This window comes from Streptococcus oralis, assembly GCF_901543815.1.
Classification (GTDB): Bacteria; Bacillota; Bacilli; order Lactobacillales; family Streptococcaceae; genus Streptococcus; species Streptococcus oralis_CM.
On sequence record NZ_CABEIU010000002.1, the window covers coordinates 1,867,561 to 1,888,641 of the forward strand.

The 21,081-nt window shown below is 39.8% G+C and carries 25 protein-coding genes; 2 read left to right on the top strand and 23 right to left on the bottom strand.

All coding sequences use genetic code 11. The features are described 5' to 3' along the window. Positions 1-59 precede the first annotated feature (59 nt). Genes dltD through FQT28_RS09515 form a run of 5 tightly spaced genes read right to left on the bottom strand, consistent with a single transcriptional unit; the run spans position 60 to position 4,516 of the window. A complete protein-coding gene (dltD, locus tag FQT28_RS09495) occupies positions 60-1,328 on the bottom strand; it encodes a D-alanyl-lipoteichoic acid biosynthesis protein DltD (protein ID WP_143990022.1) in 1,269 nt (422 codons plus the stop codon). After that, on the bottom strand, positions 1,321-1,560 hold the full coding sequence (gene dltC / locus FQT28_RS09500) for a D-alanine--poly(phosphoribitol) ligase subunit DltC (protein ID WP_000351970.1): 240 nt from the start codon (positions 1,558-1,560) through the stop codon (positions 1,321-1,323). The genes dltD and dltC overlap by 8 nt, the downstream gene beginning before the upstream one ends. A 12-nt stretch (positions 1,561-1,572) precedes the next feature. Further along, a complete protein-coding gene (gene dltB, locus FQT28_RS09505) occupies positions 1,573-2,817 on the bottom strand; it encodes a D-alanyl-lipoteichoic acid biosynthesis protein DltB (RefSeq protein ID WP_000970400.1) in 1,245 nt (414 codons plus the stop codon). Beyond that, positions 2,814-4,364, bottom strand: coding sequence for a D-alanine--poly(phosphoribitol) ligase subunit DltA (gene dltA / locus FQT28_RS09510; protein ID WP_143990023.1), 1,551 nt, complete (start codon positions 4,362-4,364; stop codon positions 2,814-2,816). Before dltA ends, dltB begins: the two co-directional genes overlap by 4 nt. A gap of 20 nt (positions 4,365-4,384) precedes the next feature. Next, positions 4,385-4,516, bottom strand: a complete 132-nt coding sequence (locus FQT28_RS09515) for a teichoic acid D-Ala incorporation-associated protein DltX (RefSeq protein ID WP_025168981.1) — start codon at positions 4,514-4,516, stop codon at positions 4,385-4,387. Positions 4,517-4,807: 291 nt separating this feature from the next. On the opposite strand from FQT28_RS09515, the gene hslO reads away from it, so the two are divergent. Continuing rightward, positions 4,808-5,680 (top strand): Hsp33 family molecular chaperone HslO, encoded by an 873-nt coding sequence (hslO, locus tag FQT28_RS09520; RefSeq protein ID WP_143990024.1) that lies wholly within the window; start codon positions 4,808-4,810, stop codon positions 5,678-5,680. Beyond that, positions 5,667-6,647 (top strand): tRNA dihydrouridine synthase DusB, encoded by a 981-nt coding sequence (dusB, locus tag FQT28_RS09525; protein WP_185768065.1) that lies wholly within the window; start codon positions 5,667-5,669, stop codon positions 6,645-6,647. Before hslO ends, dusB begins: the two co-directional genes overlap by 14 nt. Before the next feature lie 56 nt (positions 6,648-6,703). Here dusB and FQT28_RS09530 read toward each other — a convergent pair whose 3' ends face one another. The 18 genes from FQT28_RS09530 to FQT28_RS09610 form a co-directional block, all read right to left on the bottom strand. Next, positions 6,704-7,390 carry a YoaK family protein gene (locus FQT28_RS09530; RefSeq protein WP_125449809.1) on the bottom strand — a complete coding sequence of 229 codons (687 nt, stop codon included), beginning with the start codon at positions 7,388-7,390 and terminating at the stop codon, positions 6,704-6,706. Between the two features lie 126 nt (positions 7,391-7,516). After that, complete coding sequence (locus FQT28_RS09535; RefSeq protein ID WP_143990025.1) at positions 7,517-8,200, bottom strand: hypothetical protein; 684 nt, start codon at positions 8,198-8,200, stop codon at positions 7,517-7,519. Positions 8,201-8,525: 325 nt separating this feature from the next. Beyond that, on the bottom strand, positions 8,526-9,299 hold the full coding sequence (locus tag FQT28_RS09540; RefSeq protein ID WP_143990026.1) for an NUDIX domain-containing protein: 774 nt from the start codon (positions 9,297-9,299) through the stop codon (positions 8,526-8,528). A 1-nt stretch (position 9,300) separates the two neighbouring features. Then, positions 9,301-10,080, bottom strand: a complete 780-nt coding sequence (pnuC, locus tag FQT28_RS09545) for a nicotinamide riboside transporter PnuC (RefSeq protein ID WP_049479311.1) — start codon at positions 10,078-10,080, stop codon at positions 9,301-9,303. A 9-nt stretch (positions 10,081-10,089) separates the two neighbouring features. After that, positions 10,090-11,148, bottom strand: a complete 1,059-nt coding sequence (locus FQT28_RS09550; RefSeq protein ID WP_143990027.1) for an AAA family ATPase — start codon at positions 11,146-11,148, stop codon at positions 10,090-10,092. Positions 11,149-11,293: 145 nt separating this feature from the next. After that, positions 11,294-13,726 carry an ATP-dependent Clp protease ATP-binding subunit gene (locus FQT28_RS09555; RefSeq protein WP_143990028.1) on the bottom strand — a complete coding sequence of 811 codons (2,433 nt, stop codon included), beginning with the start codon at positions 13,724-13,726 and terminating at the stop codon, positions 11,294-11,296. Between the two features lies 1 nt (position 13,727). Then, positions 13,728-14,186, bottom strand: coding sequence for a CtsR family transcriptional regulator (locus FQT28_RS09560; RefSeq protein ID WP_125449797.1), 459 nt, complete (start codon positions 14,184-14,186; stop codon positions 13,728-13,730). A gap of 1,114 nt (positions 14,187-15,300) precedes the next feature. Then, the gene (locus tag FQT28_RS09565; RefSeq protein ID WP_007518096.1) at positions 15,301-15,711 is read right to left on the bottom strand and encodes a DUF722 domain-containing protein; all 411 of its coding nucleotides are present in this window, start codon (positions 15,709-15,711) and stop codon (positions 15,301-15,303) included. A gap of 377 nt (positions 15,712-16,088) precedes the next feature. Then, positions 16,089-16,637 carry a hypothetical protein gene (locus FQT28_RS09570; RefSeq protein WP_125449795.1) on the bottom strand — a complete coding sequence of 183 codons (549 nt, stop codon included), beginning with the start codon at positions 16,635-16,637 and terminating at the stop codon, positions 16,089-16,091. 9 nt (positions 16,638-16,646) lie between these two features. Continuing rightward, complete coding sequence (locus FQT28_RS09575) at positions 16,647-17,507, bottom strand: phage major capsid protein (protein WP_125449793.1); 861 nt, start codon at positions 17,505-17,507, stop codon at positions 16,647-16,649. A 48-nt stretch (positions 17,508-17,555) separates the two neighbouring features. Further along, positions 17,556-17,786 carry a hypothetical protein gene (locus FQT28_RS09580; RefSeq protein WP_125449791.1) on the bottom strand — a complete coding sequence of 77 codons (231 nt, stop codon included), beginning with the start codon at positions 17,784-17,786 and terminating at the stop codon, positions 17,556-17,558. 89 nt (positions 17,787-17,875) lie between these two features. Then, complete coding sequence (locus FQT28_RS09970) at positions 17,876-18,037, bottom strand: hypothetical protein (RefSeq protein WP_185768064.1); 162 nt, start codon at positions 18,035-18,037, stop codon at positions 17,876-17,878. Then, positions 18,034-18,879, bottom strand: coding sequence for an ATP-binding protein (locus FQT28_RS09585; protein ID WP_143990029.1), 846 nt, complete (start codon positions 18,877-18,879; stop codon positions 18,034-18,036). The genes FQT28_RS09970 and FQT28_RS09585 overlap by 4 nt, the downstream gene beginning before the upstream one ends. A gap of 11 nt (positions 18,880-18,890) precedes the next feature. After that, positions 18,891-19,781: a conserved phage C-terminal domain-containing protein gene (locus FQT28_RS09590; RefSeq protein ID WP_125449787.1), complete on the bottom strand. Its 891-nt coding sequence runs from the start codon at positions 19,779-19,781 to the stop codon at positions 18,891-18,893. Next, positions 19,768-20,040 (bottom strand): hypothetical protein, encoded by a 273-nt coding sequence (locus FQT28_RS09595; RefSeq protein WP_260663467.1) that lies wholly within the window; start codon positions 20,038-20,040, stop codon positions 19,768-19,770. The genes FQT28_RS09590 and FQT28_RS09595 overlap by 14 nt, the downstream gene beginning before the upstream one ends. Position 20,041: 1 nt before the next feature. Then, positions 20,042-20,251, bottom strand: coding sequence for a hypothetical protein (locus tag FQT28_RS09600; protein WP_125449785.1), 210 nt, complete (start codon positions 20,249-20,251; stop codon positions 20,042-20,044). Position 20,252: 1 nt separating this feature from the next. Then, positions 20,253-20,453, bottom strand: coding sequence for a hypothetical protein (locus FQT28_RS09605; protein WP_004261925.1), 201 nt, complete (start codon positions 20,451-20,453; stop codon positions 20,253-20,255). After that, complete coding sequence (locus FQT28_RS09610; RefSeq protein ID WP_125449777.1) at positions 20,450-20,902, bottom strand: hypothetical protein; 453 nt, start codon at positions 20,900-20,902, stop codon at positions 20,450-20,452. The genes FQT28_RS09605 and FQT28_RS09610 overlap by 4 nt, the downstream gene beginning before the upstream one ends. Between the last annotated feature and the right edge of the window lie 179 nt (positions 20,903-21,081).

Consider the following 21,081-nt stretch of genomic DNA (forward strand, 5'->3'; position numbering starts at 1 on the left):
AAACATTCGCTATTTAACCAAAAAACCTGAACCAAACAGTTCAAGTTTTTTTAATCAATTTATTGGAAATCTTTGATATTTCCATCATAGGTCGCCCAGTCCTTGCTAAAGAAGCGGTCATTCATCTTATAGTCTGGAGCTGGTTTTGGATCCGTCAAGAAAGGATTGACAACCTTATCAAAAGCCAACCAACCCAACCAGCCTAAGTGGATGGTATCCTTGATAAAGTAAGGTTCTCCTCCTTTTTTAGAAAAGTCAGCAATGTTGGTAAATCCTTGACTTTCTAATTGGTAACGAATTTTCTCCACTGCGTGTTGATACATTTCTTCACTGAGCTCTGTATATTCCATCCATTTCTTGTTGACGGGCTGGATAACAAAGAGCACATTGACTTTTGATTTGGCAAATTGATTAAGAACCAACTGCAAATCATTGTATTCAGACGACTTTAGGAAGTTATAATTTTTTTGATACCCTTCCCATTTTTTTAAGTCTTTTTTGACCTCATACGTGTAGAAATGATTCTCCATCCCCATATCGTTATTGGTCGTATTTGCCTCTGCATCCTTACGGGCAATTTCTTCTAAAGCGTCATAAGAAAACTGATCAGGAAGATCTTTTAAATAGTTTTCCACATGTTCTTTGTACTTGAGTTTCCCCCGAATGGAAAATTGACCAAAAAGAGAGGACTGCTTTTCATTGAATCGTGCAAAGACGTTGATGATAAGTCGATCAGCATCTGACAAGTCCTCTCCTTTTGAAAGCTTTTGAAGGATGCCTTTCAATGCCACACTCGGGTTCTGCTTCAACAAACGCGTCGCAGCATGCTTAGCCGAAATGTCCCCAGATTGATTTTCCAAAAAAGCTGTCAACTGGTCGCTATTAAAGAATCTCTGAAACGCTGCTGGCTCGTAATCCGTCTCTGTAAACCACTGAGGAGAGATGACAAACACCGCCTGCTTTTCTTCAATTTCTGGCAGAATCTGCTGCAAACCGAAATATTGGTTAAGCGAGGCCGCTCCTGCCTGACCCATAAAGTAAGGGCGATAGGGACGATTGTATTTTTCTGCTAAAACAGCTGGATGGACACTATCAAATCGAATCCATTCACTGGACCCTAGAAAAGGGACAAAACGCATATTGGGATCCGTTAGCGCCCTCACTTTTTGACTTCTCTCTTTAAAACTTTCTCTACTGATGGAAGCTGCAGAGTACTTCTCCTCCGTCAGATTATGGCTTGTTGTACTTGGATAAAAAAAGATGAGTAGAAGAACCAAAAATCCAGCGATGAAGATAGGCCCGAAGATCAGCCACAAGCGTTTAAGCATTCTTTAACTCCGCAATACCTTCTACAATTTTATTAGCTGTATTCCAGTCATCACGACCGAACTCTGTCACTGGAACACGAATGTCAAAACGGTTTTCAATCTCAACAATCAATTCAACCGTTCCCATACTATCCAAGACACCGGCGTCAAAAAGATCTTCATCCATCATGTCAGAAACATCTTCCATAAACAACTCATCAATAATTTCAATAACTTCTGATTTGATATCCATTTTTATATCCTTTTATTTTTTAAACCATAAATCATTCAAAAATCCAGAAAAGATTAAGAATGAAACCATCACGACATGGAAGGTGACAACCATGCCAAGCAACTGAATCCAGCGATTCTCAGGTAAGGAACCCTTTCCAGCTTTTTTCCGTTCTTTATTGAGCGCTTTTTTCTTACGAACCCAAGCGTCATTGATGACCAGCCCAATCCCATGGAAAAGTCCATAGGCGATGTAGTACCAGGTCACACCATGCCAAAATCCCATAATCAGCATATTGAGAATGTAGGCTACACTTGAGGTCACGTTACGATTTTTAAAGACCTTCTTTCTGGTCAACACCATAACCATCCGCATAAAGACAAAGTCACGGAACCAGAAAGACAGACTCATGTGCCAGCGATTCCAAAACTCTTTTAAATCCCTTGACAAAAAGGGCTTATTAAAATTGATGGGACTATGAATCCCCATCAAGTTTGAAATTGCTAAGGCAAACATAGAGTAGCCCGCAAAATCAAAGAAGAGCTCCAGACCGAAGGTGTACATGACCGCCAGAGCATAATGGTTAAAGAAACCACCTGTCTGCAAGGCCAAATTTTTCAGCGGAGGCAATAATGTCTCTCCTAAAATATGGGCCAAGATAAACTTGTAGAGAAAGCCAAGCATGATATACTTGACAGCCTCTTCTAGCATGTCCATCAGCTCATCCCGCTCAGGAATGTTCTCATAATTTTCATTGAAGCGTTTAAAACGATCAATGGGACCACTTGAGAAAGTCGGCATAAAGAGAAGAAAACGCAAGAATTGCCAGATCGTTAAATCCTTGATGACACCGTCTCTCAACTCAACGATGACCCCTACTGCACGAAAGGTTAAGTAAGAAATTCCCAAAAATCCAAGCAAAGACTGCGTTCCATTGATAGCTGGCTGAACCTTGACAAAGATAATGGGAAGTAGGGACAGAAAACTAACTAGGTAAAAGACCCACTTGCCATCCTTACTTTTTCGATAATGCTTGTAGAAGAGTACGAGCAATATTTCCCAGCAAAGGTAAATACCTAATGCAACCAATTGATTGGTCTTCCCACCCACCAACATGGTTACGATAAAGAAGAGACTAACCAGCACCTCATACCAGGAAAAACGTTTCTTGAAAAAGAGCCCGATAAATATCGGTAGGGTCGCAGCAATCACATACAAAAAATAATAAAGATTGCCATAAGGTTCCAAATGAGGTAGCTGTTTGTAAAGCTCCATCATCTATTGTTTACCTCATTAATCAAGCCCTTAATATCAATTTTACCATTAGGCGTTAGTGGCAAACTGTCTCGATAGAGAAACTTGGATGGCATCATATAAGACATCATGATATCTGCTAAGTCTTCCTTAATAGCCTTGGTAATATCGATATCACGTTCAAACTGCTGACGGACACCGTCCTTTAGGATGACATAGGCCAGTAGATTTTGCACCTTGTGATCCTTGTTATAGCGTGGAACAGCAACAGCCGACTCGATATAGCGAGATTTGTTGAGATTTTGAGAGACATCTTCAAGCTCAATGCGATAACCATTGAACTTAATCTGGAAGTCCATGCGTCCACCGTAGAGAAGCAAGCCCTCATCTGTCATAGTTCCTACATCCCCTGTATGGTAGGCCGGAAGACCTTCGAACTCAAAGAAAGCTTCTGCCGTTTTTTCAGGATTATTCATATAGCCTTTTGAAACAGCTGGCCCAGAAACAATGATTTCTCCCTGTTCACCATTTGGCAGCTTATTGCCTTCCTCATCAATGATAAAGGTTGGAGAATCAGCCTTGGTATAGCCGATTGGCAGGCGTTTGAGAGTCGTCAACATCTCGTCTGTTACGGCAACAGCTGATAGGGCTACTGTCGCTTCCGTTGGACCGTAGGCATTGATGATGCGGGCATTTGGGAATCGCTCACGCAGTTTTTGAGCTGTTTTGACAGTCAATTCTTCACCATCAAAGTAGAAATGCGTAATGCCTGGCATTTTCTCACTATTAAAATCTTCTGACAACATGGCCATATCTGCAAAGGAAGGCGTTGAGGTCCAGATAGCGATTGGCAATGAAAAGATGGTCGCAAATAGTTGCTTGAAGTCCTGAGTAATGGCTGAAGGAAGAGCGAAAAGCGTACCACCCAGTGCCAAGGTTGGCGCCCAGTACATGACAGACAGGTCAAAAGAGTAGGGTGGTTGGGCCAGCATTTGCGGACGACTTGGCGTCGCAAACTCTTTATCTGTAATCATCCAGTTGGTAAAACTGAGGAGATTGTCATGGGAAATCTGCACTCCCTTTGGCTTACCAGTCGTACCAGAAGTAAAGATGATGTAGTAGTTGTCATCTCCCTTGACTGGATGCGTAATCTCGTAGCTAGAAGCTTGAGCAAAAGCTTCATGAACTTGCTCTAAATTCAGCATCGGTGTGCTAGTTTGCTCTAATGGAAAATCCGAGATGGCAATAATCAAACTTGGCTCTGCAACTTCTACGATAGCAGAAACTCGTTCCAAGGCCGAATGGCTGTCAATTGGAATATAGGCATGCCCCGACTTAGTCAGCGCTACAAAGGTAGCCAACATCTCATACTCCTGACCACCAAAAACGACGACTGGAGATTTCTCAGGCAAGCCTAGTTGGTCGATAACTACAGCCAAACTATCCGAATCAGCCTTCAGATCACCATAAGTATGTTCTTGACCTAAAACATTGTAGACAGGATATGTTGGTTGTGTTTGAGCAAAGTGCTCAATCGTTTCAATCATATCTTTTATCGGTTTATTAGACACTGTTCCTCTTCTCCTTTAAACTAGAACTCATTATAAATAAAGGTGCCTTGGCTCTGACCAAGGTAACTAAAAAAATAAAGCAAACCAAGTAAGATTACAAAATATAGGACGGTCTGTCCCAAAAACATATACAATTTTCTGTGTTTTCCCATAGTTAGTGTGTTCAATTTTCTATGATTTTTCAAAAAAGCTATGCAACTATGCATTTACTATCTTATCTTCCTAACATTTTACCATTTTATCAACCTTTTTTTCAACTGTTTACCATAATTCAAAAGTTTGTTTTAGCTTATTTTAAGATAAGTTAAAATATTAATAAAAATTGTTACCAACAATTCTATTTCTTCAAAATCCTAACACCTATTATCACACATTAAACGATTAAAAAATGACAGCAAACACACGGCTCCCCCTTTGAGCATTTTTATGCTAAAATAGTAGCTATGGATAAAATTATTAAAACTATATCAGAAAGCGGAGCCTTTCGTGCTTTTGTCCTTGATAGCACTGAAACCGTCCGCACTGCTCAAGAAAAACATCAAACCCAAGCCAGTTCAACCGTTGCACTTGGTCGTACCCTTATCGCTAGCCAAATTCTCGCAGCCAATGAAAAAGGAAATACCAAGCTAACAGTTAAAGTTCTTGGAACGAGCTCTCTCGGTGCCATCATCACTGTCGCAGATACCAAGGGAAATGTCAAAGGCTACGTTCAAAACCCCGGTGTAGATATCAAAAAAACTGCAACGGGTGAAGTCCTAGTCGGACCTTTTGTTGGAAACGGTCAATTTCTCGTTATCACAGACTACGGTACTGGAAATCCTTACAACTCCATGACTCCTCTCATCTCTGGGGAGATCGGTGAAGACTTGGCCTATTACCTGACAGAAAGCCAACAAACTCCTTCAGCAGTCGGCCTCAATGTCCTTTTAGACAAAGACGACAAGGTCGAAGTTGCCGGTGGTTTTCTTCTCCAAGTTTTGCCAGGAGCCAAGGAAGAAGAGATTGCTCGCTTTGAGAAACGCATCCAAGAAATGCCAGCTATCTCAACACTTCTGGAAAGCGAAGACCATATCGAATCTCTCCTCAAGGCTATCTACGGTGACGAATCCTACAAACGCCTATCTGAAGAAGAAATTCGTTTCCAATGCGACTGCAGCAAAGACCGTTTTATGAACGCTCTTGCCAGCCTTCCAAGCTCAGACCTTGAGGAAATGAAAGAGGAAGACCACGGGGCAGAAATCACTTGTCAATTCTGCCAAACAACTTATAACTTTGATGAAAACGACCTGGAGGAACTCATTCGTGACAAATCTTAATACACCTTTTATGATTGGCAATGTTGAGATTCCCAATCGTACCGTTTTAGCACCCATGGCTGGCGTGACCAACTCAGCCTTTCGTACCATCGCAAAAGAGCTCGGAGCTGGACTCGTTGTAATGGAAATGGTATCTGACAAGGGTATCCAATACAACAATGAAAAAACCTTGCATATGCTTCATATCGATGAAGGCGAAAACCCTGTCTCTATCCAACTTTTTGGTAGCGATGAAGACAGCCTCGCACGCGCAGCAGAATTCATTCAAGAAAACACCAAGACTGATATCGTCGATATCAACATGGGCTGCCCTGTTAACAAGATCGTGAAGAACGAAGCTGGCGCTATGTGGCTCAAGGATCCAGACAAGATCTACTCTATTATCAACAAGGTCCAATCTGTCCTTGATATCCCCCTCACTGTCAAAATGCGCACTGGCTGGTCTGATCCATCCCTGGCCGTGGAGAATGCCCTCGCAGCAGAGGCTGCAGGTGTCTCTGCCCTCGCTATGCATGGCCGTACCCGCGAACAAATGTACACAGGCCACGCAGACCTCGAAACCTTGCACGATGTAGCCCAAGCACTGACTAAGATCCCATTTATCGCCAACGGTGACATCCGTACAGTTCAAGATGCTAAACAACGCATCGAAGAAGTTGGTGCTGACGCAGTTATGATTGGCCGAGCAGCCATGGGTAATCCCTACCTCTTCAATCAAATCAACCACTACTTTGAAACAGGAGAAATTCTCCCTGATTTGACTTTCGAGGACAAGATGAAAATCGCCTACGAACATTTGAAACGCCTGATTAACCTCAAAGGAGAAAATATAGCCGTTCGTGAATTCCGCGGCCTCGCTCCTCACTACCTCCGGGGAACATCTGGCGCTGCCAAACTTCGTGGAGCCATTTCACAAGCCAGCACCCTAGCAGAGATTGAAGCACTCTTGCAATTAGACAAAGCATAGTCTCACATCTACAACTCACAAAAACGGCAAGGATCAAAAATGAGTCTTGCCGTTTTTTATATGTTTTCATCTTGTAAATCTAATTGCTTCACTCTAGCTATATAGTAGGACATAATCAAAAACAAATTGAGGCTGACAATCCATATAGACCATTCATGAAGAAAATGCATCAATACAGCCAAGCTGATTGCGCCCACTATGAAACTTCCTACAACAATCCCATAATTTAAGGCCTGACGACGGTATTCTTGGATATTTCCTTCTCTTCTAGCAATGCGATACAAAGCGGTCAGCATCTTTCGGTAATTTCCAGATGTCATAAAAACGACATAGGGATGATCTTCAATCAAACTGCCCGTAAATGTTAGCATCATCATTCCTGTTCCAAAAGCGATGAAAGGAACTTCTAATAGAGGAAATCGTGAAAAGAAAGGTAGAATAAGAGTTCCAATAAATAAAGGGAGCAGCATCTTAACCCGCCAGTAGGCCGTTTTGCGGTATTCTTTCATGTGCAATGCAAACAGAAATCCTAGAGAAAAGAAAATAATGGAGCAGAATCGTAGCATCGTATTGATAACATTTGAGTCGTGCCAATCAGATATCAGTAGGAGAATATTCCCTGTCTGTGTCGCTACCAAACTATGGTATTGAATATGGCAAAACACATCCAAAGAACCACCTACAAATCCAAGAAATACTCCCATCAGTCGTGTGTTTTGAGGTAAGATTAGTTTATCCGCCATGTATTATCACTCGTTTTCCTTTGATTTTTTTATTATACCACTTTCTCTTGGAGAAACTAAGTGAAAAACAGTTGACTCACTCTTTTACAGAACGATTTCTAGTAAAAGTTAAAACACCAAATTTTATTATTGAATCAAGGCAACGCTTGAAACTTTACCATCCGCACCTGTTGTAATTTGGATGATTTTTCCTCCTCCGATTTTAGCATTATACTTGCCATCATCAAGAGTGTAAGAGTAGCCTCTAATAGAGTAGTTTTCTTTATTTCCTTCTGCAGTTTCTACTGTGAATTGGCCCCCTGATGAAACCGTAATTGTTTCGCCATTCGCGCCCTTCCAGTTACCTGCAGCAGCTGAGAAATCACCATCTACCATGGTTAAAACACCCTTGTAGCGTTTGTTGTGTTCTGCTTGCTTGTCTTGAAGTTTGCGGTCAGTTGTTGGATCATAGCCTGACTGGTTAGACTGAGCTTGAGAGCCTTGCTGAGTTGAAGGTGCCTGAGATGGAGCTTGCTGACTAGGGGCTGCTTGTTCTTGTCTTGATTCAGGCGCTGGTTTCGCTTGTGACTGATCCGCCGCTGTAGAAGACTGACCAGAAGATGCCTGGGCCTTTTCAGATGAAGCTGAGCTTGAAGATTTTTGAGTCTTGCTTTCTTTGCTAGAAGAAGCTGCTTTAGAGCTTGATGATTGACTTGTCTTTGCAGTGCTACTAGTTTGAGTGGTTTCGTTTTTATTTCCACAAGCTCCTAGTAGCAAGGTAGAAGCCAACACAGTCACTGCCATCAATTTGATATAGGTTTTCTTTTTCATTTTTTACTCTTTTGTAATGTTTTTGAAATATTAAGAAATCTTTTTGTAATACAATTGTAACATTAGGTTTTGAATCTGTCAACTATTTAGAGAACCTAGTTTAAAAATTTCAGCAAATTGAATTAAAATTGTTCCTTCTACTATCTCTATTCGTAATCGAAACGAAAAAATAGAAAATTTCTTAGATTAGAGTCATTTTTTTACATCACTCTTGTGTAATTCGCTTGCATGATTTTGGATAAAGGCCTACAGTACTATTGAAATAGGATAAAAACATCTAATAATAGCAAATAAAGAGGTCGGGACAAAGTTCCTGACCTCACTTTTATTTCAATCGATAGGTTTTTCTTGGTTTCTTTTTAGGTACTCGTTTAAGTCCGACTTCTTCTACATATTCTCCGTATTTTACGAGAAAGTTATTGCTGACGATTGGGCGTCCTGGGTTGATGAGATTGACCAGTTCGGTTCCTTCGTAGACAGTGAACTCCTCCTCCAGCAGGTAGAGGAAGGTCGGATTCCAGTCGAGACGGCCTTGGATTCGTTTGATGGATTCTTGGATAATGGCATAATGGTCAAAGGCGAAGTCTTTCTCCTCCAGCTCAACTCCCTCAAGGTAGCATTTGCCTGTCTGGAAATCGACATCTACAAAAACGACATCCTTGGCATCGTCTCCTGCCTGAACGAGGTCTAAGGCACGACTAGGCAGGTACACCAAGTGGGCAATGGTCACTGTCCAGCCCCGCGGATCACGCCCAGGGGTTGATACGGTCATCAATTGCTCGATTTTTTCCAAAGGAAGATTGAGATTGACTTCTTCTCTCACCTCGCGTTGACAGGCATGTGCAGCATCTTCTCCCTTATCCATAAAGCCTCCAACCAAAGCCAAACAGTTTTGATAAGGGTGAGCCTTGCGACGGATCAGCAGGAGCTTGATCTTTCCTTCAACAAAGCAGTAGGCAACCATATCCACCGTCACACTAGGTTTTTCATATTGAGGGAGTTCCTGTTTGTAGTACCAATCCAAAAACTCCTCCTGACTGGCATGGATTTCATAATATTCTTTTTCCGTCATCCCTGCTGGAATCATCGTATCTGCCATCTTATGCCTCCTTTCGAACTGCCTTGGTCCATTGGTACCAACCCACTAGACTGTTGAGTGTGTAAACCCAGTACATCCCTTGAATGTGGATATTTTCACCCCACCAGAGATAGATACTAAAGAGATTGGTTGCAATCCAGAAAATCCATTGCTCGCGGTAGAGACGTGTCATCAAGAGCTGACCAACACCATTGGTCGCATCGGTAACACTATCACGGAAAGGGCGAGCGCTATTGATACTTTGGTAAGCCAAGCCCATACCAATCCAGATAATGGCAGTCAAAGCCAAGTACTTGAGCCAGTCAAGAACAGATAATTTCTTAGCTTCAAAGTGGGATTCTTCTGGTTTACCTTGGTCATTGATACGATTGGACAGCCAAGCATAGAGACCAATCGGCTGCATGACAAAGAAGTAAACGGTCGTCAAGACTTCGCCATAAAAAGTCGCATTCATAGCCAAAATCAAATAGATAGCCGAGTTAATAGCCCCAAAGAGATAATTGCTTGCACGCCCTTCTGCTACCAATATGACACAGACAATCCCAGTCCAAGATGCAAACAAGCTCAGCCAGTCATGGCTTTCCGTATTTTGCGTGAATTCCAAGATTAAGGGAACACTTGACAAGGCAATGAGATATAACCACTGGAAAAGGCTACGGCCGACAAAGAGATCTTTCCATAGCAAGCGCATGATCCCTGCAAAACCAATCTTGCGGGCTTCGGCATGGACATTTTTAAAGTTTTCGATAAATTGTGTGATTTTTTCAGTTAGCTTTTTCATAATTTTCTCCTAATCTGCTTGGTAAATGGCATCAATAGCCACTTTTGCTGCTTCATAATTTCCTAGATAATCCTCCGCTAGATAAACTAGTGGAATGTTGGTTAAATATATCTCTCTCATCTGATCCAAATGCTGGGAAAAACTGTAGCGAATGTGGTCTTCTGCCATGGTCATATCTCTAAATCCGTCATTGACATAGGAGCCAACAGGCTGCACAAAGAGAATCAAATCCCATTTTTCCTTGGCCAAGATAGAGGCAAAGAGATTGTCAAAGGTTTCCCCTGATAAGTCCCCTTGGTCCTCAGTCTCCATGTAATAGTCATAGTAGCTCTTGGTTACCAAGGAGTTGGTATCAGCTATCACCAGGCCTCGATTGGCATTGCTATCGATTAGCTTTGAGGTCTGATCATACTGTCCCAACAGGAGATAATAGTAATCCTTTGGAGTCAATTCATCGTCGCGGACGTTGTTTTTGATCTGGTACTCACGCGCGTATTCCAGACTAACAGGCGCATCGTAATACCTTGCCAAATCCTTGGCCAGAGTGGTCTTCCCATTACTGGCACTTCCCATGATCAAGACTTTCTTGGTAAACTGACGACGGAAGGGTTGAGCGATGTATTTCCAATATTTGCTTGGATTTTCTCGAATCATAGTCGCTGAGATACCAAACTTTCTTTCTTGCAAGACGGTTCCAAATCCACGTTTAGATAGCTCTTGCTGGTAGTCTGCTTCTCCCACAAAGAAAGTCAGTTCTTGCTGGGTTTCATCATAGGAAATCTCCGCTAACATCTGGTCCAACCACTCCTGCCAGCCCATAGGGTAACGAGGAAGCTTGGTCTCATCCAGCTTGCAGACAGAGGTCAATTCGTCATCACGAAAAGCCTCTCGGATATAGCGAAATCGTTTTTGAAGACTTAAACCTACCTGATCACCTCGGTCTCCCTCGTAGCCTGAAACGACTACCCAGACCTGGTCACACTGGCGCTTCGCTCGCTGGATAAGATCGATATGACCCTGATGAAGAGGGGCAAAGGTCCCAAATACCACTGCTGTTTTCTTTTTCATAAACGTTTTATCTTTTTATAGTTTTTGATATTTTTGTTTTCTATGTTTTTATTATATACTATATTTTTGTTTTGTCAATAGTTTTTTATCATTTTTTATAAAAAAGTAGAAAAAAAGAATCAGGATTACTCCTGACTCTCCATTTTTAAGCAATATCAAATTTTAGTTGACCAGCTTTGACACCAATCTTGAGGGTCTTGCCTGCCACCAGTTCTCCCTTAAGGAGGAGTTCTGCCAACTTGTCTTCCACCTCTGTTTGCAGGGTTCTGCGAAGTGGACGGGCTCCCATTTCTGGATCATAACCTTGGCTTGCCAGCAACTTCAACGCTGAAGCTTGCAGTTTCAAGTCGATGCCTTTCTCTGCTAGGCTAGCAATCAATGGTTTGACCATAATCTTGACAATTTCTTGCATGTGCTTGCTATCTAAGCTATGGAAGACCACCTTTTCATCAATACGGTTGATAAACTCTGGTCGATAAGCTTTTTTCAACTCTTCAAAGATGCGTTTTTCCATATTTTCCTGGTCAAAACGAATATCCTTGGCCCCAAAGCCGACCGTCTTGTCATCACGAAGAGCCGTCGCACCAAGGTTTGACGTCATGATGATAATGGTATTTGAAAAGTCCACCTTGCGTCCCTTGCTATCTGTCAAGACACCGTCGTCCAGAACCTGCAAGAGGACATTAAAGATATCTGGGTGGGCCTTTTCTACCTCGTCAAATAGAAGAACGGAGTATGGTTTGTTGCGAACCTTCTCAGTCAACTCCCCACCTTCTTCGTAGCCCACATAGCCCGGAGGAGCTCCATTAAGACGGCTGGCCGCAAATTTCTCCATATACTCACTCATATCAAAGCGGATAAGGGCTGATTCGTCATCAAAGAGGACTTCTGCCAGAGCCTTTGCCAATTCGGTCTTACCGACTCCTGTCGGCCCTAGGAACATAAAGGAACCAATCGGACGTTTGTGACTGCGAATACCTGACTGATTGCGACGAATGGCACGGCTAATACTTGAAACAGCTTGATCTTGACCGATGACACGTTTGTGCAGTTCCGCTTCCAAATTCAGGTATTTCTTGGCATCCGTTTGTGTCAGTTTTTGAACTGGAATCCCTGACAAACGACTCAAGGTGGTTAAAATTTCAGATTCTGTTACCAAGTCTTTATAGACAGGGACTTCTTGTTCTTTTGCGATTAACTGGGCAGCTTGTTTCCACTTGCCATCCATCAAGGCCTTGTCAGCTGGACTCAAGTCGGATTCGTCTGCTTTCACATGCTTGGATTTGTTTTGCACTGTTGCTGCTGCTTCATCCAATAGATCGATGGCAGAGTCTGGTAAGTGACGACTGGTCAAGTAACGATGCGCCATCTTAACAGCTGTTTCAACAGCTTCATCTGTGATTTGTACACGGTGATGTTTCTCATAGGTCGCCTTCAAACCTTGCAAAATGGTCATGCTGTCAGCTAGACTTGGCTCTTCAATCGTCACTTTGGCAAAACGACGAGAAAGGGCAGCATCTTTTTCGATGTGTTTTTGATATTCTTCCTGAGTGGTAGCCCCAACTGTTCTCAAAGTTCCGCGAGCTAAGGCTGGTTTCAAAATATTGGCAGCATCCAGAGTCGAATCAATACCGCTACCAGAGCCCATGATGGTGTGAAGTTCATCGATAAAGAGGATTACTTTGCCATCTTCCTCGATATCCTTGATGATGTTGTTCATACGCTCTTCAAAGTCACCACGGAAACGTGTCCCTGCAACGACATTCATCAAATCAAGCTCTAGAACACGCATCTTTGCCATCTCAGCTGGTACATCCCCACTAGCAATACGCTGGGCAAGTCCAAGTGCCAGAGCTGTTTTCCCGACACCAGCATCTCCAACCAAGACAGGATTGTTCTTGGTCTTCCGACTCAAAATCTGAATCATACGTGAGATTTCCTTGTCTCGACCGATAACTGGCTCTAACTTGCCAGAACGCGCTTGCTCCGTCAGGTCATGCGTGTAGTCCTCTAGACCACCACTTTGAGCTTGAGGCATGCCCATCATATTTGCCATGGAATTTTGTTTGTCAGTTACTGTGCGATGACGTTGACGCAAAGCCTTAAGATCTTCTCTTGTCCAACCTGCACGTTCCTCTAAATTGCGACGAAGAGCGGCAATTCTGACCTGATCTTTCTGGTCTTCATAAGAAAAGCCCGCTCTCTCCAAGATGCGAGTTGCCAAGGCATTGCCATCATGCAAAATCGCATAGAGGACATGCTCTGTCCCTAGTACCTTTGCATGGACCACTGAGGCCACATACTCTGCTTCTGTAAAGAGAACCTCCAAACGATGGGAAAAGGGCAATTCCGTAAAGGTTTCGTCTTGGCTATAGTCCGTTTCAGTCAGTTCCAACGCAACCTCTTCTAAACGGTCCATTTCATAAGGATAATCATTTAGAGTCGCACCTGCCACACTATAACTGTGATTGGACATGGCAATCAATAAATGCCAAGACTCTAGGTAACGGGCTCCAAAATGGCTTGCAACCATGTAGGCACTCTCGATACATTCATTCAATGCTTTTGAATAGTTCATCTTACTTCTCTTTTCTATCTACCTCTTGTAATAGCTGTCGGAGCATATTGGCACGGACAACTGAGGATTCTTCCCCTAGGACACGATCCGTTGCCACAGATGCCAGCAAGGTCATCTCCTGCTTGGTCAGCAAGTCCTGCTCCACCAAAAGCTGGAGAATATCCTCATAAATCTCCTGACTAACTCGCTCACCAATCGAGTAAAGCAAATCGCGGAGCATCTCATGATGATTGGAAAACTCAATACGCCCTATGCGAATGTAGCCTCCGCCACCACGCTTGCTCTCAACTAAGTAACCTCTGCTTTCTGTAAAACGTGTCTTGATTACGTAGTTAATCTGACTCGGCACAACCTGAAAGGTATCTGCCAACTGGCTCCGCTGCAGTTCCACGATACCAGATTGATCTAATATCGCCTTGATATAGGCTTCGATATGATCTGATGTATTTTTAAATCTCATAGTAAATCAAACTCCTTCTTTGAACCTTGACTATCTTTGACTATACTATCATTTAACACTCTATAAGTCAAATTTTTAGAGCTCAGCCCTTGAAAATACTGACTTTCTTTAAAAACATTTAGGCATTAAATCGCCTTAGTTTTTCTTGAAAGTTCTTAAAAAAGTCCACAAAAAAGAGCCCTAAAAAAGGGCGTAATATTGATGAGTTCAGCAGGCAAGAAACTAGCACGGTCAGACGTGCTTTTTTATTACCTGGTAATATTATAAGCATACCTTCCACAGCATAGCCATAAGACACAAAGAAAAACCCTCAGATAATTTCTGAGGGAAGAAAATGTTAGTTGTTACGCTTCATCTTATCTTTAATCACTAGAATAACCACAGTTATAATGATTACAAATGTGACAATAAATAATAAAATCGATAATGCAAAAATTAACGAAATGGGTACACCCAAGGCAAGAAGGAATAAAATATAAACTAACACTAAAACTGCAAGTACTTTAATAAAATTAAGCATAGAAATTGCTCCTTTATTGTCAAAAAATTTAAACATGGAAATTATTCCATTGTTTAGTTTGAAGCACTTAAAATAGAAGTTATCTTGAAAATAGTAATCAAGGTTAAATTCAGCAATTTATATTATTGTTTTATCTAAGCAATTCGTTTTATCTGAGCAATTTGTGTTATCTAAGCAATTTGTTTTATCTGAGCAATTTGTGTTATCTAAGCAATTTGTTTTATCTGAGCAATTTGTTTTATCTGAGCAATTTGTTTTATCTAAGCAATTTGTTTTATCTGAGCAATTTGTTTTATCTGAGTAATTTACATGTTCAAGAATTTTGTTTCTATCTATTTCAAATAGTAACTTCACTCATAGTATAAAACATTAAAACTTAGATGTCAATCTTTTTTTATTTTCAGGGCTGCCAATTATAATACATCTCTTAAAACAATTTATTTGAAGATTTCTATAATTTTTTCTTAAAAGTAAGCCTTTCATCCTAAATATATTAGTTTTTACCCCCTTTTTGTCTGAAGTGCTCCGACTTGGAAAAAGTTCCCTTCACCGGTACCCTACTGGGCAGAAAGATTTTTTAAAAGGTGGGGGGAGTCAATATCCTTTCAATTCCACAAATCTTTTAGCGATTACCTTTCTACGGCTATTTATATAACGAGTAGTTTTATTTAGTTTCTCTGCCACGTCTTCCCAAGTCGCACCAGCTTCTAAATATCTCATTTTAAAAATGACTAGATCACTTTCAATTAAGTTTTCCATCAAGGTATCTACAACTAGTTTGAAACCTTCTAAATATCTTAGTGTTTGGTCTTCTTCAATTCTAATGATTGTCGCTTCAGTAGGACTAGATACTGTCTTGCCTTTCCCACCAGTATAATCTTCAGTGCTATGTTTCTTATTATGTATCAGTTCCTGTCTTCTCAAATAAATTTTATTGGCAAGCGTTCTATATCGTCCTAACTCAATATCTATCCCGTCCAGGTCTCTGTTACTCAACTCGTACATAGGCAAGTACCTCCACTTAAATTTAAAAATTTTTTTATCTTTCAATTTGTCAAATTGTAAATTCTGTCAAACTGACAAAAAGCGCTAAAAGCCTTCCAACACTCCACTTACCAGGTATCATTGTTTTAAGTTTGACAACTCTTCAGTATGACAAGTTCAAGGGAAATTTCTTTAATTTATCCCCTCAGTTTCTCATATCTTACATTCTGTGAAACTCACTCCATTCTGTAAACCCCTGATATACCTTGCTTTCAAGCTATTACTTCTTTTCAGTTTATGCTTACTTTGTTATGTGAAACTTAGTAAAGCATAAAAGTAGGACTAGCGATATTTCTTTTGTTTGAGCCATATATCACTAGCCTTACTTAATTTGTTCCCTATTTCTCTAAATACACTTTGATGTCCCGATATTCCTTAGAAAAATTCATCCATCCGCTAGAATCAGGGGTTAAGAATGGTAGGACAGTAAGCGGACTTACTTCTGTTCGATACGGCGATAGAGAATGTCTCTGACTTATTTCTCTGACTACACCTGTATGGATTTCTTCTACTTCCTTCTTCAGTTCTTGAATTTCATCATATGCGTCCAGAATTCGTCTAAGTTTCTTTCGGTATTGTTTATAGATCTTCTTAGTTTCCATCCGTTGCTTAGTCTCTTTAAAAATGTATTCAAAGATGACTGCATTAGCTTCTGAAAAATCACTATCAAATTTTTCCTGAAGAGAATTAATAGCTTTTTCCATCTTTTCAAGCTGTTCCAAAGACTCTAAGTTATTAGATAAAAAATTATCTATATTCTCAAATGAAATTGCTTGATTGCCTAACAGGCTTTTCCTTTTTTCGCTTAACTGTTCTCGTGCTGAATTAATCTTACTTTTTTTATTATCTAGATCATCCAGTGTTTCAAATACTTGATTAATATCCATTTCTTTCTCCTAGTTCCATTGAATAAAGTAACCACAATTTTCTTCAACTTTTTTTACATCAAATCGGGTATGTAAAATCAACCGTTTTCCAAAATAGTCATTCGCATTCACCCAACTAAGTGTATCTTTCTTGCGATCAAACAAAGTAACAAAATTTTCTAGATCTCCGATAAAGCCTTTTTTGTCACCTTTGTTCCCTAATGTCGTATCATCTACAATTAAAAAGTTATCTACAAAAAATGTTTCACTCGTTCCTGTCTCTTTATCAACTTTAAGAAGATAATTTCCTGAAGTGTCTTTCATTTTTTCTAAGACACTAAATAGTGATTGACTAACAACCATAGATACATTACGCTCTGGATTGATTAAAGAAATAATAGATTTCAAATCATCCATACTTGTAGCAGTTTGAACGTTAGCAGTCTGCAAGATTTTTCCGATTTCTCTATTTCGTGTTCTACGTTTTAATTTAATAATCTTCTTACCAAGAAAATCCGTTAAATTATATTGCCCATCATCTAATTGCTCCTGTGAAAAATCAAGTTTTCCACTGAATAATTTAACTAAGTAATCAACGCTGATAGTTTTCTTTTTATCTGCTTCTGTTCTATCAACCGAATTTTCGCTAACTTCTTGTAATGAATCAGATTCAAAGTCAGTTACTTCATACTTCCCACCACGGGTACGAGTCTCAATAACATTTACTAGATCAACCAGTTCTTTACGTTGATGTTCATCTTCGTAACTATCAAGGATTGGTTTTTCAATGAGTACATGATTATTTTCTACGTTCATCCCTCTAGTGTTATAACCTGTACTTCGGATATAAGCTTCTAGATTTTCTTTTTGTTTAACTAAGTTAGTTGTCATTTTTTGCTCCTTCATCTTTTAATATCTGATTTTTGTTTATAATTTTTTCTAAAATTCTTTGCTCTTAGCTTTTCTTTTATGACTCTCCGAGCCTTTAGAATCATTTTTTCTAGATTTTGATTTGTCTTGTTTGTTAGCATATTTTTCTAGTATTTCTTGTTTCCGTTGTTCTAAGCTTTCATCTTCTTTTTTACACTGAGAAAAGATTTTCTGTCTTTTATCTGGATCCATAGAAAACTTATTGGCTACTACATACCCTAAAGAAGTATCTCCTGACATCTTCCTCACCCCCTTTCTATGCAAACAAAAAGGGACATACCACTAGCATTATATGCTTACGGTATGTCCCTGAGTTGTTCTCAATAGACCTATTTTTTAGTTTCTTTTTTGACTAGATGGGTAAATTTCCCATCTGAGTAGAATAAAATTATCTCTCCAAACCTTGGAACTTTTTCTATCTCTATTATACCACATTTTTCGTAGACAACAAAGCCTTTTTCTGTTGCAAATCGCATTTTATCATCATTCATTGAAATTCTCCCCTCACTGTGTTTATAGTGTATCTCTTGTCTTTGATCGTGAAAGCCTTGAAAGTGTTCCCTTCTAAACCTTTCAAAATTCTACTTGAGTTTCTAGCATTGTAAACCGTTCGTAGTTCGCTACTGTCTAAGTTTGTATTAAAAATCGTAGTTTCTCGATTATTGATAATATCAAACAAGAAATCCTGTTCCCAATCGCTCTTAGGTGTTACCGTCCCATTTTTTGCCCCCAGGTCATCGATGATTAGAAAATCTACATCAACTAACATTTTAACCGCCTCATACTCTGTTAAGTTTGCATTTCTTCCATAAGCCCAGCCTTCTTTTATCTGCTTGATAATCTCGGTTAAGCTAACAAATAAAACACTCTTAGGCTCGTGCTTCTCCCTGAAACTCTCATTGATTTCTTTAGCCAATGCAAGAGATAAATGACTTTTTCCAATTCCTGTGCTACCACTGATTAAAGTATTTCCTGTCATACCTGCAAGGTACTTCTGGGCTTGCCCCTTTACAAACTCTAACATCTGACGCTCCTCTGTAGTCTTAACAAAGAAATTCTCAAATGTTGCCCCCTTCAACTCGTTAGGAATCGTACTGTCACGCATTAAGACATCATAAGTTTTAAAGTAAGCTTGCCTGTCCTCGAACTGCTGTAATAGTTCTTTCTCTTTCTGTTTAATCTCTCCCTTCACGCACTCCGGGCAAAATGCTTGTAGTTTTCTTTCTGAACCCCCTAACACTGGTACAGAAATTTCCCAATAATTTACCTGGTGAATATCGCAAACTTTATCCAATATTTTTCTGTTATTAAATTCTTTAAATTGTTCCTTCATCTTTGCAACTCCTAAAATGGTAGGTCTGGGAAGTTATCTTCAGACTTCCCTTTTATAGTTTTAGGCTTTTGATTCAAATAACCGTCAAACTTAGATCCGAAAAGTGTTTCTGGTCTCAGATATTTAGAAAATTCAGGACTATCCTTCCATTCTGCCGTTTTAATATCTATCACCTGTTTAAAATCTTCAAGTGTATAGCCTTCTTTGAATCGTGCTAGTAAGAGCCTTTTTGTCTTATCAACAAACTTATACCACTTATTAGCTACTTGATTCAGATAAACAATAGGAATCCAAAGTTCTTTATGTTTTGTTTTCTCTAAATCTTTTATAGCTGTTTCTTCAAGCCAAGTAGGAAAAGTGAAAGATGAGCTTTGCTCATTAGGCGAGGTTCCCTCGACTATATATTCTTTATTTATATCTAACTTTAAATCTTGCTCTAATTCTTTCTCTTTATCTATCTCTTTCTCTGTCTTACATGTAGATAACGTTGTAAAATTATTAGATAACAATGTAAGATTATTTTCTTTCTCTTGTTGCTCTTTGCGGTAGCTTCTCATATATGCAGCGTGGTTTGTTTCTTGTTGTACCAAAGCTTTTGCTTGTGTTAACTCGGCATTTTTATCTTCATCAATCTGAATCAGGCCACATTGCGTAAAATAAGCTATAGTCATAGATATATCATCTTCAGAAACATCTAATTTCAAGGCCAGTTCTTCTTTTAAGGTTTCAAAGTACCCTTCGTAATACAGAATACAATCACTTTCAAGACTTTCTAACATCATACGCATATAGATCACTGTCATGGTATAGCCACCAGGCATACTTTTTAGTCGCTTAATAAATAGGTTGTCAAAAAATTTCTTATCAATTTTCAACCAAAAATATACTTTAGTCTTTGCCATCATCTACCCCCAGGAACTTTAAAACGTCTGAGATTTTATAATACGCTTTTCTAGTATCTTCAATAGGCGGTATATACTGTGGTAGTCCTGCACCTTCCCATTTTATCAAGGTTTTATCTCCTATGCCCAGTTCTTCCTTTAGTTCCACCTTACTGATCAAATCTAATCTTTTTTGAGATACTTTCTCATGGCTTTTTAAATACCGTTCCACCGCTTCCAAAATCTTAGACTTTAAATCTTCAATCATTTTTTCAAACATCTTAGTACCCCCATGGCTTAACCCCTGCAAGCTGAATATATCGCCCATAATCAGGGCTTAAATCCTCGCTAGGTGTTTCTGTTGTCTGTGCACTTCCTCGCTCGATTTGGGCGCTTTTTTTGCGGTCTCGGTGGTTTAGATAAACCAGTAAGCCAAGCAACACCACTATAAAGATAACCGCCTGGGTGTTGCTTAAATCTAGTTCATTCATGTCATGCCCTCGCTTTGTAATTCTTGATATAATTTACTTGATAGCTTCGCTCCATCTTCAGAAAGTCGTACACCTCTTCTGGAGTTACTTTATCATCTAAAAAGTCAATGATGAACTGAAAGAGGTTCGGATTTCTATCCTTGATTTTAGTCATTAGCTTATCAAATTCTGATCGTGTCATGTTATCTAGGTCTAGAGTCATTGCATTGCCTCCTCAAACCTCTCTATAAGACAACCTTTATTTACTTTTTGAGTTCCATTTTTAGAGTTAAAAAGAATTTCTTTTAAGGTTATAGTAGCCTCTAAATACTCCTTTTCAGCATGTTCTATATACGCCTGTTGCTCTGCTTCGTTGTCAAAAAAGTGCTTAGATTGCCGTTTAAAGAAAGCTTGTCGCATAGCATCTATTTCAAAAATACCAGGGTGGAAAAACATTCCAGTAGTGCTTTTAGAAATGACTTCGATTTTATGACTTTCATTCAATTCAGGAAGTTCAATCCAAAGTAAACGATGTAAGTTTTCTTTGATAGCTTTTAATTGTCCTGATAAGAGTCCTATTCTCAAAAAATCATTGTTTTCGTCTGCTTGGTGTAATTCCATACTAATTCTATCCAAGCTTTTAGCGATAATATCGTATGTTGTTTCTGTCATAGTCTGTTTTCCTTTTTCCCTATATTGGATTATTTCACCACTCCAAACGCTGGGCGATTGCCCCAAGTTGGCGAACGCTTGTAGCGGTGTTTCGTGAGTAATTACCCATCCTTTCAACTAAACAAGGTCTTATAATCACCCTTTCAGCGCTTGATTTCAAAACCTTTTCTAATTGCTTG